Genomic DNA, 14,381 nt, shown 5'->3' with positions numbered 1-14,381 from the left:
GATTGTTGTCGCGTCTCAGGCTTCGAACACCAGGCACGTGGTTGTGCCATGGGCGAGCAGGCGGCCATCGCGGTCGGTGAGGCGGCCCTCCGCCGTGCCGATGCGGCGGCCGCGGTTCAGCACCGTCCCTTCGGCGCGAATGACGCCGGTCTCGACCGTGATCGACCGCAGCAACGAGATCTTGAATTCGAGGGTGGTCTGGCCAAGGCCTGCATCGAGCGTCGACCAGATCGCGAGCCCCATGCAGCTGTCGAGCAGTGTCGCGGCGATGCCGCCATGCACGGTGCCCGCCGGATTGAGATGGCCCTCGTCCGGCGTCAGGGTGACGCTGACGCGGCCATGCGCGGCGTCGGTGATGGCATAGCCGAGCGTGCGGGCCAATGTGTTGAGCGGCAATGTGCCGTTGGCGAGGCCCTGCACGAAGGCGAGCCCGCCGAGGCGGCGGCGCGCCTCCGCAGCCACGGTGCCGTAGCTCTCCGCCGGTTCCTTGTCCATCGTCGCCTCCGTGCGCCGGATTGATGTCCGAAGGGTAGCGGCCGTCCCGTAATGGGGCTCGCCGGATTCGGACGCCGTCACCGTGAGATGACCGCGCGCGCAGCCGCGGCGTGCGGCGGAGCGGCAGGCGATGGCGGCGAGATCGCGCAGGTCGTTCCGTCCTGACGCAGGCCGTGACTGATTACGCCCAGGCGTGGACCTGAGATCTGAAAATAATTAGATATCAGATGCTTGGATCTATGATCTCGCGTCTTGATCCATCGCGGGATGTCGCTCAGTTCCAGCATCGGGTTCGCGTCGCAGAGACTTGGTGGTCAACAAGGAAGGTCGCCAGCCTCGACGCCATGTCACATTCACCTCCGCCGTCTCGTCGGGACAGCGAGCACCTCGTCCAGACGTTGGAGATGCCCATGACAGCGGTGCCGATCCCGGAGCCGACGACTGCGCCGGTCTGACGGCGGCGCATCCCGATACTGCCGAGGTCAATGCGGAATGCGCCTGCGGCTGAGCAGCAATGCGCCTCCGGTGAGGTCGTCCGGGATATTCTCGTCCAGGCCGCTGCCGGCCCTACTTCCATCATCAGGCGGAAACTGGCATCTGACCCGCGGCGGAACCGCGAACGCAGCAGGGGTGCGATGATGACGAGTTGCCTGGGGCCTGATGAGGCTGCTCCTCGGCGCGAGGCGGTGCGATGCTGCGCGTGAACGACGGGGGGCCTGTTGTCGGTACGACGCGCTGGAGCGCGGTGGCGGTGGTGGTCGGCTGCGGCATCGTATCATCGCTGCAGATCGGCAAGGCGATGATCGCGGTGCCGATGCTGCATGCCGATCTCGGCCTCGATTTCGGCCAGCTCGGTTGGCTCACGGGCATCTTCGCGCTGCTCGGGCTGGTCGGCGGCATCCCGGCCGGCGCGGTGGTTGCAGGGACCGGCGATCGACGGATTCTGCTGTTTGGCCTGCTGGCCATCGCGTTTGGCGCAGCCATCGGCGCAAGCGCACCATCGTACCGCGTGCTGTTTGCCGCGCGCTTGCTCGAAGGCTTCGGTTACCTGCTGATTACGGTGTCTGCGCCGTCGGTTCTCCAGCGCATCGCCGATCCGGCACGGCGCGACGTGGTGTTTGCGCTGTGGAGCAGCTTCATGCCGACGGGCATGGCCATCGCGATGCTGGCTGGCCCGCTGCTCGGCAACTGGCGGGCGGTCTGGGGCAGTGGCGCCGTGTTCGCGGTGCTCGCTGTGATCGCCGTGTCGGTCGTCGTGCCGCCCGCCACGCGAACCGCGGCGCCTTCCTGGCGGCGACTGGCCGGGGATGTGCTGGCGACGCTGCGCGCGCCCGGGCCGCTGCTGCTCGCGGTGTGCTTTGCGCTCTACGCGCTGATGTTCTTTGCGCTGTTCGGCTTCCTGCCGGTGCTGCTGATGCAGCGCATGCATGTCGGCTACGGCACCGCCGGACTGCTCAGCGCGCTGGCGACCGCCGTGAACATCATCGGCAATCTCGCGGCCGGTATGCTGCTGGCGCGGGGCGTGAACCGCGCCGCGCTGATCGCGGCCGCCGGCTGCATCATGGGCGTGAGCGCGCTCGGCATCTTCCTGCCGGCGCTGCCCGACACGGCCGTCTTTGTGCTGTGCGTCGTGTTCTCCACGGTCGGCGGCGTCATTCCCGCCACATTGCTGTCGTCCGTGCCGCTGCTGGCGCCGACGGCGGCGCTGGTGCCGGTGGTGGCCGGGCTGCTGATGCAAGGCAGCAATCTCGGCCAGATGGCCGGCCCGGTGGTGGTCGGCAGCCTGATCGAGAGCCGCGGCTGGGCGGCGGCCGTCGTTCCCGTCGCTGTCGCGGCCGTGCTGGCGGTCGTTGCGGCACTGCTGCTCGGCCGCGTGCTGAAAGCGCATAACGCAAAAACGGCGATGTGAGTGAGCTCACCGCGGTATTTGCGGGCCTCATGCACGCGGTGACGTGCAGCCGCGCGCTGGCCGCGCAGCATTGGGCATTTTCGTCGGTAACGAACCTCTGAAATAATCCCCGGCGGCGGGGCGCGTGGCGGCGCTGAAGGGCGGCAGGCGCCGGTCGATCGCCGCGCGGCCCATGGTCCTTTAAAAAAACACGAGGGACTGTCGAAGCCGCTCCTTGCCGATCGACAAGATGCTGCGGTGCAGGGGCATCGAGGGAGATTGCGGAATGAAGTGGCAATATGGATGGGTGATCGTCGCGGCCGGTGCGCTGATGAGCTGTGTCGGCATCGGGGCATTGTTCTCGCTAGCGGTGTTCCTGCAGCCGATCGCGGCGGCGACCGGTTGGTCGCGTGCCGGCATCTCCAGCGCGATGACGCTGGATTTTCTCACCATGGGGGTTGCCGCCTTCGGCTGGGGCATGGTCAGCGACCGCTATGGCACGCGGATCGTGGTGCTGTGCGGCTCCGTGCTGCTCGGCCTCGGCCTGGTGCTGGCGAGCCGTGCGAGCAGCCTGATCGAATTCCAGCTCGCCTATGGCGTGGTGCTCGGCATCGCCGCCGGCAGCCTGTTCGCGCCGATGATCGCGCTGACGACGGCGTGGTTCGACAGCCATCGCAGTCTTGCGGTGTCGCTGGTGTCGGCCGGCATGGGCGTCGCGCCCATGACAATCTCGCCGTTCGCGAGCTGGCTGGTCTCGACCACCGACTGGCGCACCGCGCAGCTCATCATCGGCATCGCGGCCTGGGCTCTGCTGCTGCCGGCGACCTTGCTGGTGCGCCAGCCGCTGGCGGTGGTCACGGCGCAGGATATGCCGATCGCAGGCCCGGGCACCGGACCGAGCCCGCGCGACGCGCTGCGCTCGCCGCAGTTCATTGTGCTGGCGGCGACGTTCTTCGCCTGCTGCGCCACCCATTCAGGGCCGATCTTCCACACCGTGAGCTATGCCATCACCTGCGGCCTGCCGCCGCTCGCCGCCGTGACCATCTACAGCGTCGAAGGCCTCGCCGGACTGGGTGGCCGGCTGCTGTTCGGCTTGCTCGGCGACCGCTTCGGCGCCAAGCCGGCGCTGGTCGGCGGGCTGCTGGTGGGGCGTTCGCGGCGGGCGCCTATCTGTTCGCCGGCCATCTCGCCGACTTCTATGCGGTGGCGATCGTGTTCGGCATGGCCTATGGCGGCGTGATGCCGCTCTATGCGGTGCTGGCGCGCGACGCCTTCAGCCCGGCGATCATGGGCACGGTGTTCGGCGCGGCTGCGATGGTGTCGAGCCTCGGCATGGCGCTCGGGCCTGCGGTCGGCGGCTGGATCTTCGACCACTCCGGCAGCTACAGCTGGCTGTATATCGGCTCGTTCGCGGTCGGGCTCGGTGCGGTGGCGATCGCGCTGACTTTCCCGACCGGGCCGGTGCGCCGGCCAGAGCAATTGCAGCCGGCGTGAGGTGGGCCGCGGAGGTGGACGAGGCGCTCCGTCAGCTGCCGAGATAGGTGCGCCGGACGGAATCGTCCTGGCGCAGCGCTTCGGAGGCGCCTTCCAGCACGATCTCGCCGTTCTCCAGGATGTACGCATACTGTGAGGCGGCGAGGGCGACAGCCGCGTTCTGCTCGACCAGCAGGATGCTGAGGCCGTCGGCGTGCAGGCGGGCAATGATGTCGAAGATCTTCTGCACCAGCACCGGCGACAGCCCGAGCGACGGCTCGTCGAGCAGCAGCAGGCGCGGCCGCGCCATCAGCGCGCGGGCGATCAGCAGCATCTGCTGCTCGCCGCCGGACAGCGTGCCGGCTTTCTGCTTCAAACGTTCCTTCAGCACCGGGAAGTAGCCGAAGGCGCGCTCGATGTCGGCGCGCACGCCGCTCGCATCGCTGCGGCCATAGGCGCCCATGTCGAGGTTCTCGCGAACGCTCATGTCGCGGAACACCTCGCGGCCCTCGGGCACCTGGGAGATGCCGGCCTTCACGACCTGGTGCGAGGCGAGGCGGTCGATCGGCTGGCCCTCGAAACGGATGGTTCCGCTGGTCAGCGGCACGAGCCGCGAAATGGTGTTGAGCGTCGTGGTCTTGCCGGCGCCGTTGCCGCCGAGCAGCGCCACGATCGAGCCCGCCGCCATCTTCAGGCTGACGCCGGACAGCGCCTGGATGCGGCCGTAAGCGGCGCAGACGCCATCGAGCTCGAGCAGGAGGCCAGACGTCCGGAGGTCAGACATGGGCGGCCTCCTTGCCGAGATAGGCTTCAATCACCGCCGGGTCGTTGCGGATGTCGTCGGGCGTGCCCTCGGCGATCCTGGTGCCGAAGTTGAGCACGGTGACACGGTCGGAAATCGACATCACCAGTTGCATGACGTGCTCGACGATCAGGATGGTGAGGCCGTCCTGGCGGACGAGGTCGGTGAGCAGGCGGTCGAGGGTGGAGATCTCGCGGTTGCGCAGGCCCGCCGCCGGCTCGTCGAGCAGCAGGAGACGCGGGCGGATCGCCAAGGCGCGCGCCAGCTCCAGCAGCTTCTGATGGCCGAAGTCGAGGTTGCGCGCCTTGTGGTCGCGATAGGGCGCAAGGCCAGTGCGCTCGATGATAGCGCCGATGTCGCGCATCACCGCAGGTGGTTTCGCCTGCAGCCAGCTGCGCAGCGATCGACCGCCATGCACGCCGTCGCCATGGACATGGGCGCCGATCAGGATGTTCTCCTCGACGGTGAGCTCGTTGAACAACTCGAGGTTCTGGAACGAACGGGCAATGCCGCGGCCAGCCATGGTCGAGGCCGGGGCGCGGGTGATGTCCTCGCCGTCGAAGATGACGCGCCCCGACGTCGGCTGGTAGAACCGCGAAATGCAGTTGAAGGTGGTCGACTTGCCGGCGCCGTTAGGGCCGATCAGCGCATGGATGGTACCGGGCGCGACCGACAGGCTGAGGTCGTTAACGGCGACGAGGCCGCCAAACCGCACCGTGACATTCTCGACCTGGAGCAGGGCATCAGGCACGGGCGAACCTCTTCAGATTGTCGCCGAGGAAGGCGAACAGGCCGCGCGGCGCGAACATCATGAACACGATCAGGATCAGCCCGTAGATGATCTCCTGGTAGGACGGCGCCTGGCGCAGCAGCTCCGACATCAGGCCGAACACGATGGCGCCGCCGACCGCGCCACCGAGCGAGCCGAGCCCGCCGACCACCACCATGGTCAATACCAGGATGGTGGTCTGGAAGCCGAGGCTGTCGGGATGGATGTAGGTCGAGTAAACAGCGAACATCGCCCCGGCGACGCCGGCGAAGAACGCCGACAGCGCGAACGCCGCGAGCTTGGTGGCTTTCACCGGCACGCCCATGGCGAGTGCGGCGATCTCCGATTCCCGCACCGCGCGGAAGGCGCGGCCGAGGCGCGAGCGCGCGATCACCAGCGTCAAGGCGATCATCAGCACGGCAATGGCGACCACGATCGGATAGGCCTGCTTGTCGGAGACGATCTCGATACCGAATAAGGTGGCAGGCGGGATGCGCAGGCCGTTGGGGCCGCCGGTCACCGGTGTCCACGACAGGAACACCCACTGCATCGCCTCGCCGAAGGCGAAGGTCGCGAGCGCGAGATAGATGTCGCGCATGCGTAGCGCGATGGTGCCGATGCACAACCCGACGAGGCCGGCGACAAGGCCGGAGGCGAGGATCGACAGCGGAAACGGCCAGCCGAAAATCTGGCCGGCGAGACCGCTGGTGTAGATGCCGATGCCGTAGAACGCGGCCTGCGCCAGCGAGAACTGGCCGGCTTCGCCAACCACGATATGCATGCCGAGGCATAGCACCGTGAACGTCAGGAGCAGGTTGGCGAGATAGATGACATAGCCGGTCGCGACGAATGGCAGGACCACGAGGGCGGTGGCGGCAATGATCAGGCCGAGGGCGCGCATGTCAGACCTTCTTGATGGTGACGCGGCCGCCGAACAGGCCCTGCGGGCGCAGAATCAGCACCAGCATGATGGCGACGAACGGCGCGACCACGATGGCGCGCGAGGAGATGAACAGGCCGACCAGGTTCTCGGCGATGCCGATAAGAAAGCCGCCGACCACGGCGCCGGGCAGGCTGGCGAAGCCGCCGACAATCGCCGCCGCAAAGCCCAGCGTGACGATCGATCCCATGTCGGCCGTCATCAGCAGTTTCGGCGCGATCAGCAGCGCGGCGACCGCGGAAATCGCGCCCGACAGGCCCCAGACGATGACATGGATGCGGTTGAGGTTGACGCCGACGAGCTGCGCCGCCTTCGGGTTCATGCCGACCGCGCGCATGGCGCGGCCGAGCCTGGTGTAGCCGAACATCCAGAAGACCGCTGCCATCACCACGACGGCGGTGCCGAGGATGGCGAGGTCGAGGCGGGTCACGCTGGCCTGGCCGATCATCAGCGAGTCGGTGGACACCAGCGCAGGGAACGACCGCGGCGTGTCGCCAAAGCCAGTCTGGCGGACGAGGCCCTTGAGCACATAGGACAAGCCGAGGGTTGCGATGACGAGGTTGATCGGGCTGCCGCTGGCGCTGGCAACTTTCGTCAGCACGACGCGCCGGAACAGCGCCGCGCCGACGAACGCGAGCACGATGGTCATCGGGATTGCGACGACCGCCGGCATCATCCGGAACACGAACAGGTAGAGTGCCACATAGCCGGCCGCCATCAGGATCTCGCCCTGGGCGAAATTTGGTACTTCCGATGTCTTGAAGATGATGACGATGGCCAGCGCCAGCAGCGCATAGACGCTGCCGACGACGAGGCCGGAGGCCACGCCCTGTTGCAGGAAGAGAAGGACGAGCTCGACATCCATGTGATGCGCTTTCGAGGGAGAAAAGGCCGCGGGGCGAGGGGCCCCGCGGCGGGCGGTCAGCCCTTGTACTGCCAGCGGCTGGTGAAGATGCCGGGCTGCAGCACCTGGCTGGTGCCGTCGAACTTGATGAAGATGGTCGACTTGTTGGCGGCGCGCTCGTTCGGACCGAATGCGATCGGGCCGGCCATCACCCCGGTGTCGAGGTGCTGGGTCTTGAGCGCGGCGAGCACCTTCTCACGGGTCGGCTGGGGGCCGGCATCCTGCAGCGCCTTGACGATGCTCATGGCCGGCGGAATGCCGTAGGGCATGTACGCCTGAGGGTGGTCGGGCTTGGCGGCGAGGTCGGGATAGGCCGCCTTGTACATGTCGTAGACCCACTTGATCTTCGGCCCGCCCGGCAGGTCGGCGAGCACATCCTGCACATAGAGGTTCTTCAACGCGTCCTTGCCGCCGACATTCTCGGCGAGCTGGGACAGATTCGCGGTGCCGTTGACCGACAGGATGATCGGCTTGTTGAAGCCGAGCTCGTAGGCCTTCTTGATCAGCAGTGCCGCGGGACGGGCATAGGCGACGATGGCGATCGCATCCGGATTGGTGGCACGCAGCTTGATGAACGGCGCGGTGACGTCGGTGATCGACGGGCTGATCGATTCCACCGCGAGATCGACCTTGCTGGCGGCGGCATCCGCCCTGGAGCCTTCCAGGTTCCAGGCGCCGTAGGCGTCGTCATGGTTGATGTAGGCGATCTTCTTCGCGCCGAAGGTTTTGGCTGCGAAGTCGACGATCGAGCCGCCGACCGCGTATTGCGAGATCGAGTAGGCGCCGAAGATGTAGTCGGTCGGCGGGTAGAGCGCGCCGTCGCCGGAGGCGTTCAGCATCACCAGCGGCACCTTGGTCCGCACCACATAGTCCTTGGCGGCGACCACCGCGGCCGAGCATGAGCCGCCGTTGAGCATGAACACCTGGTCCTGCTCGACCAGCTTCTTCACCGCGGCGACGAGATCGTTGGCGTTGCAGCGGTCGTCTTCCAGCACGACCTCGATCTTGCGGCCATGGATGCCGCCGTCCTTGTTGATCTTGTCGTAGTACATGCGCGCCGCGTTGGCGACGTCGAAGCCATAGGCCATGTTCGGCCCCGACAGCGGCGCGAACATGCCGATCTTGATGGTGGTGTCGGTCAGGCCGACCTCCTGGGCATGGCTGGCCGCCGGCCAGCCGAGCAGGGCGAGAATTCCGGCGGCAGCCCATCCCCTGAGCACGTCGCGCCTTGCGCTTGTCATCGTCGATCCTCCCGTTGTGTCGTTGTCGTTGTTGTTGTCGCTGTCGTCATTGCATCCGGTAACCGCCATTGACGTCAATGGTGGCGCCGGTGATGTAGGACGCTCCCGGCGAGACCAGGAAGCGCACCGCCGCGGCGACATCCTCGGGGGTGCCGAGGCGGCCGAGCGGGATCTGCGCCGACGCATTGGCGTCATCAGCGGGATCGAGCGACAGCCGCAGCATCGGCGCGTCGATCAGTCCGGGCGCCACCGCGTTCACCGTCACCGCGCGCGGCGCGAGCTCGCGCGCCAGCACCTTGGTGAAGCCGAGCACGGCGGATTTGCTGGCGATGTAGGCGGCGCTCGAGCGATAGCCGCCGAGTTGCGCCGCGACCGACGACAGCGTGACGATGCGCCCGCCATCGAGCCGCTGCGGCAGACGGCTTGCAAATTCGCGGCAGCACAGGAAGGTGCCGGTGGCGTTGACGTCCTGGGTGGTCTGCCATTCGGCGACAGGCGTCTCGGCGACGAGGTGGCGCGAGCCATCCGGCTGCAGCATCAGGATGCCCGCGGCCGTGACCAGCACCGCAATCTCGCCGAGCGCGGCCTGTGCCGCGTCGAACGCCTGGCGGACAGCGGCTTCGCTGGAGATGTCGGCAGCGAGGGCGAGATGACCATGGCCAGGCAACTGGCTGACCAGCGATTCGACCGGTGCTCGGCTGCGATCGAGCACAGCGAGGCGCAAGCCGTCCGCTGCCAGGGTTTTGCAGATTGCGGCCCCGATTCCTCCGCTGCCGCCCGTCACCACGGCGGCACGCCGCTCCGTCCCGTCCACGCGTCTGCTCCCCCAAAAGGCTTGATTGGATAAAATCAAACGGTCAAAGCCGCAAAAAGTCAATATTGTTGCAATGGCGCACCCAATATTTTATCCAATAATGGGATTTGCGAGGGAGCCCCGGGAATCGTGACCAGCGCGTCGGACGTCGCCGAATTGCTGCGCGAGCGTATCCTCTCCGGAGAGGTGTCCCCGGGGGCGCGGCTGCAGCAGACACCGCTGTCGGAGGCGCTCGGGGTCTCGCGCACGCCGCTGCGTGAAGCGCTGGCGCAGCTCGCGAAAGAAGGCCTGCTGATCTACGAGCCTAACCGCGGCTATGCGGTGCGCGGCTTTTCCGCCGCCGAGATCGGCGCCGCGTTCAAGGTCCGGGCGCGGCTGGAGGCGCTGGCCTGCGGCCTTGTCGCGACCGTCGGGGCGCCGCCCGATGTCATCGTCCGGCTGCGGGATTGCATCGCCGAGGGTGACCGCATCCTGTCGAAGCGGACGCTCGATCCCGATGATCTCGCGCCCTACCGGCGCATGAACGTCGATTTCCACGAGACCATTATCGCCACCTGCGGCAACCGTTTCGTCGGCGATTTCGTGCGGCAATGCCATAACGTGCCGATGGCGTCCGACCGCGTCTTCATCTGGGAAGACTACCAGGTCATCGCGCGCTCGCACGACGACCACCACCGCATCCTCGATGCCATCGTCCGGCGCGACGCGCAGCGCGCAGAGGACCTGATGCAGGAGCACATCTACTTCGCCTGGCTGGTGCTGCTCAGGAAGCTCGAAGCATCGCCGGGTGTCGAAGCGGGGACGGTGCAACTGGTGGAGCGGATCTAAGGCTGGAAACGCCGAAGAACGATCATCCCGTCTCGGGCCTGGCGTATCGGCGTCGCCTGATGAAACACCACCAGCCATTGACCGTCCTTGCGCTCGTAGCCACGGGTGCCGATCGCCTTTCCTTCCACGGCGTCGCCGTTGAGCCGTTTGCCCGCGAATGACTCGAGCCCCACCACGACGGCGGTATCACCGTTGACGTGAACCTGCCCCCGTCAGGTCGATGCCGCGGCGTACCGCCGCCGCCGCCACAACGGCACGGCAAACAATGGTTGTCGCGGCCCGACTGCCGCGCTAGCGTCGTGACGGGTGGACGATATGGAGATCGTCCATGGGAACCGGTTCCGATAACGTTGTCGGCGTCAACAAGCTGCGGTTGAAGCTGCGCGAGGCCGGGCTGCCGCTCGAAGGTCTCAAATACAAGGTTGGCAAGCAATTCTGGGAGCCTGAAGGCTTCGAGTTCACATGCCAGGATCCGGATCAGGACAAGCTGCTGACCATGGCGGTGCGCAACCGCAAGTTCGGGGCCAACGATGTCGGGCTGCCGAACCATGATCCCTGGCGCGAGGCGGGGATCACGAGCCTCGGCTTCAGCCAGCGCGGCGTCTACAACTACCTGCATCTCGACATCGCCAGCGATCCGCCCGAGCGGCAGGGCCTCTGCCGCGTCTACATCGCCCCCGAATCCTGGGGCAGATGGCGCGAAGCCATCGAAGGGCCGCCGAGCTACCTGCACAATGAGGTCTACCTCACCATCGCCAGGCGGCTGGCGGCGCTCGGCATCACGATCGGCGATCACATCGACACCATGTTCGAGGTCGGCGCCACCACGCTCGACGGCATTACCTTCAGCCCGCGCGCCTACCGTCGGCTCACTGCGGCGGTGGAGGACGCGCGCCGGGCCAACGGCCAGACCTTCATCGAAGGCAAGAACACCGGTTCGCCCGACGCCATCGATCTGTCGTTCCTGGCAACCAGCGGCCGCGGCTTCCGCGAGATCACCTGGCGCGACGGTGCGTCGGCGACGCTCGACTTCAGTGCGCTGCATCTTGCGCTGTCGCCGCTTCGCTGCAACATCCATATCGACGAGTTCGGTGTCGTGGTCGGCGGGCCCGACGGTCAGATGTCGCTGTCGCCCAACGCGCTGCATCACATCGCCAACGAACTGGTGCTGAAGAGCATCATCAAGGAATTTCTCAACGACAAGCTCGGCATTTCGCCGTGGTATGTCGATCATCTGTTCGTCGAGCTGCCAAACACCAGCAACACTTTCTCGCGTTTCGGCGTCGGCGTGGAAGCGCGGCCGTGGCGCTCGGTCAAGGTGACGGCGTCCTACACCTGCGGCATCGGTGACGGCAGCGATTGCCGCAAGATGTTCTCGCTGGTGAAATCCTTCTGACGGCCGCGGTCCTTCGTCGTTGCTTTCGCTGCGGGACAGGGGCGTTCACATAACTGTCATCCGGCCATCGTATAGGCGCGCCTCGTTGCGTGAATGGGGCTGCTGCTGCGGCGATGGGTGGGACAGTGGACCAGCAGGCCGGCCGGAGACGGTCCTGGCCGGCGGACCGCGCGATGGCGCGGTGGCTGCCCTGTGTCGCCGGTGCGCTGCTGTTGATCGAAGCGGCGGCTGCCGATGACTACCGGCAGGGCGGGCAAGGCCGCCTCCATTTTGATATCCCCTCGCAAACGCTGACCGAGGCGCTCGAGAGTTACAGTGTCGTGACCGGGCGGCAGGTGGTCTACAATGGCCGCCTCGCGAGCGGTCGCAGCTCGATGATGATCCGGGGGTTGCTGACGCCGGAACAGGCGTTGGAAGGATTGCTCCAGGGCACGGGCCTTTCGCCACACTATGTGGCAGCGGATGCCTTCCTGCTGGAGCCGAATCCGTTGGGTGAGGGCTCGCCGGTCAACACTGCGCCGCCAGGCGCCGTCGCCCGGTACTATGGGCAACTGCAGCTCGGCTTGAAGCGGGCGTTCTGCGCCGACCGGCGGCTGCAGCCCGGATCCTACCGTGTCGCCGTCAGCTTCTGGATCGGACCGTCCGGCGCCGTCAGCCGTGCGGATCTGCTCAGCACCACCGGTGACGCCGTGCGCGACGATGCGATCAGCCAGGCGGTCTATGGTCTTGCCGTGGGGGCACCGCCACCCGCCGGCTTCGCTCAGCCGGTCGTCCTGGTCATTGAGCCTCAGGCAGCCGCGCGCGATTGCGCGCCTGATCGTGCGACCGATCCGCCGCGGGGGCTGCGATGACGGAAACGACGCTCGCCGCCCTGCAGCGTCTGCTGCTGTTGCGCTACGACGATCTCAAGGCGCGGCTGGCCCGCCGCCTGGGGTCGGCGGATGCGGCAGGCGATGCATTGCAGGACACCTGGCTGCGGTTGCAGCGCGCTGAAAGCCTCGCCACCGTGCGTAACGAGGATGCGTTCCTGTTTCGCATCGCGTTCAACATCGCGCGCGACCATCAGCGTGCGGACCGGCGGCGGCTGACGACGTCCGAGGTCGATGTGCTGCTCAATGTCGCCGACGATGCGCCCGACGCGATGCGCGCTGTCGAGGCGCGGTCCGACATCACGGTGCTCAGGGACATTATGGCCGATCTGCCGGCCCGCCAGCGCGAGATTTTGCTGGCGGCGCGGCTCGACGGCCTGTCGCGCGTCGAGATCGCCGCGCGTTTCGCCATTTCGGTGCGGCTGGTGCAGCGGGAGTTGCAGGCGGCACAGGATTATTGTGCCGCGCGGCTGAGACACGCAAAAATCGGCTTCACTTCGCCACGCCGGGAAACGTCTTCAGAGCAGGAGGGGACTGCCGGGGGAACGACACCTCCGGTGCGGTCGGGTCACGAGACATGATGCAGGAGCTGGGTACCAATTCCGATCTGCTGGAGCGCGAGGCGCACTGCTGGGTGACCCAGCTCGTCTCGGGGGAGGCGACGGTCGCCGATGCCGAGGCGCTGCGGCGCTGGATCGCGCAGAGCCCTTATCATGCGGAGGCCTATGCGGCGGCGACGGCGCGCTGGAAAGCACTCGGCCCGGCCGGCGCGGCGTTGCGCGCGGCGCAGGCGACGAGCCCGCAGCGGATGACGCGGCCGGTCAGCCGGCGTCTCGTGCTTGGCGGCGCGGGAGCCATCGCGGCGACCGCGGCCGTCGCCTATGTCGGGGTCCGGCCGCCATTGGCTCTGTGGCCGTCGATCGGTGAGCTTGCGGCCGACTATCGTACCGCGACCGGCGAGCAGCGCCGGATCGCGCTCGCCGATCATGTCTCCGTTCAGCTCAACACCCAGAGCAGTATCGCGCTGGGTCCGGCGGTGGACGGCGACAACCAGGTGCGGCTGCTGGCTGGCGAAGCCGCGTTCGCGACCTCGCCGGAGACGGCGCGGCTGCTGGTGGTCGAGGCCGGCGACGGTCGGGCGGTGGCGAGCCGCGCCCGGTTCGACGTGCGCCGGACCGGTGACGCGGTCTGCGTCAACTGTCTCGAAGGCAGCGTCCGGGTCGAGCGCCGCGCGCAGACGGCAACCATCGGTGCGGGGCGTCAGATCCGTTACGATGCCGCGGGGCTTGGTGAGGCACTCCCCATTGATCCGGTGGAAGCGGCGGCGTGGCAGAACGGCGTGCTGATCTTCCGTTTCACGCCGCTGTCGGATGTCGTGGCGGAGATCAACCGCTACCGCCACGGCCGTGTCATCCTGCTCAGTGCCGCGCTCGCGGCGAAGCCGGTCAACGGTCGTTTCCAGATCAGCCGGATCGACGAGGCGCTCGGCTGGATCGGGCAGGCGGTCGGGGCGCGGTCCCGCGCACTGCCGGGCGGGGTCGTGCTGCTGAGCTGACCGCCACGACGGGCGTGACGCAGAACTTTCACAAAAATCTTGTTCAGATTGGCCGCACAGCCGTCGTCTGGGGGTGAGCGCCGCGCATCCCACCGGATGCGACCGGTGCTCAGGCGCGTCCTGACATCGAGAACCCCATGCCGTCCCAGATGAATTTTTGCCTGCCTCGCTCCGCGTGCCTGGTGTCGCGCCACGTTTTGCTCGCCGGTGTGAGTGCATTGGCGCTGCTCGTGGCGCATCCGGCCGGCGCTGCCCAGTTCGGCAGCGCGCCGACGATCGCGGCGCCGAGCTATGCGTCGGATGCCGCGAGCGCGGCGGCTCAGCAGGCGGCGGCCGCGGCGGCCAACGGCTCGAGTGCGCTGATGCGGGCGACCCAGGCGATCCAGGCCATGCAGGCGACGCAGGCC

16 protein-coding genes and 1 pseudogene are annotated in these 14,381 nt (G+C 67.3%); 9 read left to right on the top strand and 8 right to left on the bottom strand.

The features are described 5' to 3' along the window. Positions 1 to 15: 15 nt before the first annotated feature. Positions 16 to 495, bottom strand: coding sequence for a PaaI family thioesterase (locus tag AB4Z37_RS11100; protein ID WP_441516792.1), 480 nt, complete (start codon positions 493 to 495; stop codon positions 16 to 18). 691 nt (positions 496 to 1,186) lie between these two features. Here AB4Z37_RS11100 and AB4Z37_RS11095 point away from each other — a divergent pair. The 3 genes from AB4Z37_RS11095 (at position 1,187) to AB4Z37_RS11085 (ending at position 3,877) form a co-directional block, all read left to right on the top strand. After that, positions 1,187 to 2,404, top strand: coding sequence for an MFS transporter (locus tag AB4Z37_RS11095; RefSeq protein ID WP_441516791.1), 1,218 nt, complete (start codon positions 1,187 to 1,189; stop codon positions 2,402 to 2,404). A gap of 265 nt (positions 2,405 to 2,669) precedes the next feature. Beyond that, on the top strand, positions 2,670 to 3,623 hold the full coding sequence (locus tag AB4Z37_RS11090; protein ID WP_441516790.1) for an MFS transporter: 954 nt from the start codon (positions 2,670 to 2,672) through the stop codon (positions 3,621 to 3,623). Continuing rightward, a complete protein-coding gene (locus AB4Z37_RS11085) occupies positions 3,587 to 3,877 on the top strand; it encodes an MFS transporter (protein ID WP_441516789.1) in 291 nt (96 codons plus the stop codon). The genes AB4Z37_RS11090 and AB4Z37_RS11085 overlap by 37 nt, the downstream gene beginning before the upstream one ends. Before the next feature lie 31 nt (positions 3,878 to 3,908). On the opposite strand, the gene AB4Z37_RS11080 is transcribed toward AB4Z37_RS11085, so the two are convergent. Genes AB4Z37_RS11080 through AB4Z37_RS11055 form a run of 6 tightly spaced genes read right to left on the bottom strand, consistent with a single transcriptional unit; the run spans position 3,909 to position 9,326 of the window. After that, positions 3,909 to 4,640 carry an ABC transporter ATP-binding protein gene (locus AB4Z37_RS11080; RefSeq protein ID WP_441516788.1) on the bottom strand — a complete coding sequence of 244 codons (732 nt, stop codon included), beginning with the start codon at positions 4,638 to 4,640 and terminating at the stop codon, positions 3,909 to 3,911. After that, on the bottom strand, positions 4,633 to 5,409 hold the full coding sequence (locus AB4Z37_RS11075; protein ID WP_441516787.1) for an ABC transporter ATP-binding protein: 777 nt from the start codon (positions 5,407 to 5,409) through the stop codon (positions 4,633 to 4,635). The genes AB4Z37_RS11080 and AB4Z37_RS11075 overlap by 8 nt, the downstream gene beginning before the upstream one ends. Continuing rightward, on the bottom strand, positions 5,402 to 6,328 hold the full coding sequence (locus tag AB4Z37_RS11070) for a branched-chain amino acid ABC transporter permease (RefSeq protein WP_441516786.1): 927 nt from the start codon (positions 6,326 to 6,328) through the stop codon (positions 5,402 to 5,404). The genes AB4Z37_RS11075 and AB4Z37_RS11070 overlap by 8 nt, the downstream gene beginning before the upstream one ends. A gap of 1 nt (position 6,329) precedes the next feature. Next, complete coding sequence (locus AB4Z37_RS11065; RefSeq protein WP_441516785.1) at positions 6,330 to 7,232, bottom strand: branched-chain amino acid ABC transporter permease; 903 nt, start codon at positions 7,230 to 7,232, stop codon at positions 6,330 to 6,332. A gap of 56 nt (positions 7,233 to 7,288) precedes the next feature. Continuing rightward, positions 7,289 to 8,512 (bottom strand): ABC transporter substrate-binding protein, encoded by a 1,224-nt coding sequence (locus tag AB4Z37_RS11060; RefSeq protein WP_441516784.1) that lies wholly within the window; start codon positions 8,510 to 8,512, stop codon positions 7,289 to 7,291. A 46-nt stretch (positions 8,513 to 8,558) separates the two neighbouring features. After that, positions 8,559 to 9,326 carry an SDR family NAD(P)-dependent oxidoreductase gene (locus AB4Z37_RS11055; protein WP_441516783.1) on the bottom strand — a complete coding sequence of 256 codons (768 nt, stop codon included), beginning with the start codon at positions 9,324 to 9,326 and terminating at the stop codon, positions 8,559 to 8,561. A 129-nt stretch (positions 9,327 to 9,455) separates the two neighbouring features. On the opposite strand from AB4Z37_RS11055, the gene AB4Z37_RS11050 reads away from it, so the two are divergent. Continuing rightward, complete coding sequence (locus tag AB4Z37_RS11050) at positions 9,456 to 10,154, top strand: GntR family transcriptional regulator (protein ID WP_441516782.1); 699 nt, start codon at positions 9,456 to 9,458, stop codon at positions 10,152 to 10,154. Here AB4Z37_RS11050 and AB4Z37_RS11045 read toward each other — a convergent pair. Beyond that, positions 10,151 to 10,330, bottom strand: a complete 180-nt coding sequence (locus AB4Z37_RS11045) for a hypothetical protein (RefSeq protein WP_441516781.1) — start codon at positions 10,328 to 10,330, stop codon at positions 10,151 to 10,153. The two genes, AB4Z37_RS11050 and AB4Z37_RS11045, sit on opposite strands and share 4 nt — an antisense overlap. A gap of 152 nt (positions 10,331 to 10,482) precedes the next feature. Between AB4Z37_RS11045 and AB4Z37_RS11040 the strand changes: the two genes are divergently transcribed. From AB4Z37_RS11040 to AB4Z37_RS11020, 5 genes and pseudogenes are all read left to right on the top strand, one after another. Next, on the top strand, positions 10,483 to 11,550 hold the full coding sequence (locus AB4Z37_RS11040; RefSeq protein ID WP_441516780.1) for a hypothetical protein: 1,068 nt from the start codon (positions 10,483 to 10,485) through the stop codon (positions 11,548 to 11,550). Positions 11,551 to 11,723: 173 nt separating this feature from the next. Next, a complete protein-coding gene (locus tag AB4Z37_RS11035) occupies positions 11,724 to 12,401 on the top strand; it encodes a hypothetical protein (RefSeq protein WP_441516779.1) in 678 nt (225 codons plus the stop codon). Continuing rightward, the gene (locus tag AB4Z37_RS11030) at positions 12,398 to 13,000 is read left to right on the top strand and encodes an RNA polymerase sigma factor (RefSeq protein ID WP_441516778.1); all 603 of its coding nucleotides are present in this window, start codon (positions 12,398 to 12,400) and stop codon (positions 12,998 to 13,000) included. The genes AB4Z37_RS11035 and AB4Z37_RS11030 overlap by 4 nt, the downstream gene beginning before the upstream one ends. Further along, complete coding sequence (locus AB4Z37_RS11025) at positions 13,000 to 13,974, top strand: FecR family protein (RefSeq protein ID WP_441516777.1); 975 nt, start codon at positions 13,000 to 13,002, stop codon at positions 13,972 to 13,974. Before AB4Z37_RS11030 ends, AB4Z37_RS11025 begins: the two co-directional genes overlap by 1 nt. Positions 13,975 to 14,111: 137 nt before the next feature. Next, positions 14,112 to 14,381, top strand: a pseudogene (locus AB4Z37_RS11020) (hypothetical protein); the annotation flags it as partial.

It is taken from the genome of Bradyrhizobium sp. 2TAF24 (assembly GCF_052115025.1).
Lineage (GTDB): Bacteria > Pseudomonadota > Alphaproteobacteria > Rhizobiales > Xanthobacteraceae > Bradyrhizobium_A.
This window is presented reverse-complemented; position numbering and strand designations above follow the sequence as displayed.

Bases quoted from the DNA above. Each gene is read 5' to 3' on its own strand.
- AB4Z37_RS11030 (WP_441516778.1), top strand. From the start codon at position 12,398: ATGACGGAAACGACGCTCGCCGCCCTGCAGCGTCTGCTGCTGTTGCGC.
- AB4Z37_RS11040 (WP_441516780.1), top strand. From the start codon at position 10,483: ATGGGAACCGGTTCCGATAACGTTGTCGGCGTCAACAAGCTGCGGTTG.
- AB4Z37_RS11090 (WP_441516790.1), top strand. From the start codon at position 2,670: ATGAAGTGGCAATATGGATGGGTGATCGTCGCGGCCGGTGCGCTGATG.
- AB4Z37_RS11100 (WP_441516792.1), bottom strand. From the start codon at position 495: ATGGACAAGGAACCGGCGGAGAGCTACGGCACCGTGGCTGCGGAGGCG.
- AB4Z37_RS11095 (WP_441516791.1), top strand. From the start codon at position 1,187: ATGCTGCGCGTGAACGACGGGGGGCCTGTTGTCGGTACGACGCGCTGG.
- AB4Z37_RS11025 (WP_441516777.1), top strand. From the start codon at position 13,000: ATGCAGGAGCTGGGTACCAATTCCGATCTGCTGGAGCGCGAGGCGCAC.
- AB4Z37_RS11070 (WP_441516786.1), bottom strand. From the start codon at position 6,328: ATGCGCGCCCTCGGCCTGATCATTGCCGCCACCGCCCTCGTGGTCCTG.
- AB4Z37_RS11035 (WP_441516779.1), top strand. From the start codon at position 11,724: ATGGCGCGGTGGCTGCCCTGTGTCGCCGGTGCGCTGCTGTTGATCGAA.
- AB4Z37_RS11080 (WP_441516788.1), bottom strand. From the start codon at position 4,640: ATGTCTGACCTCCGGACGTCTGGCCTCCTGCTCGAGCTCGATGGCGTC.
- AB4Z37_RS11060 (WP_441516784.1), bottom strand. From the start codon at position 8,512: ATGACAAGCGCAAGGCGCGACGTGCTCAGGGGATGGGCTGCCGCCGGA.
- AB4Z37_RS11065 (WP_441516785.1), bottom strand. From the start codon at position 7,232: ATGGATGTCGAGCTCGTCCTTCTCTTCCTGCAACAGGGCGTGGCCTCC.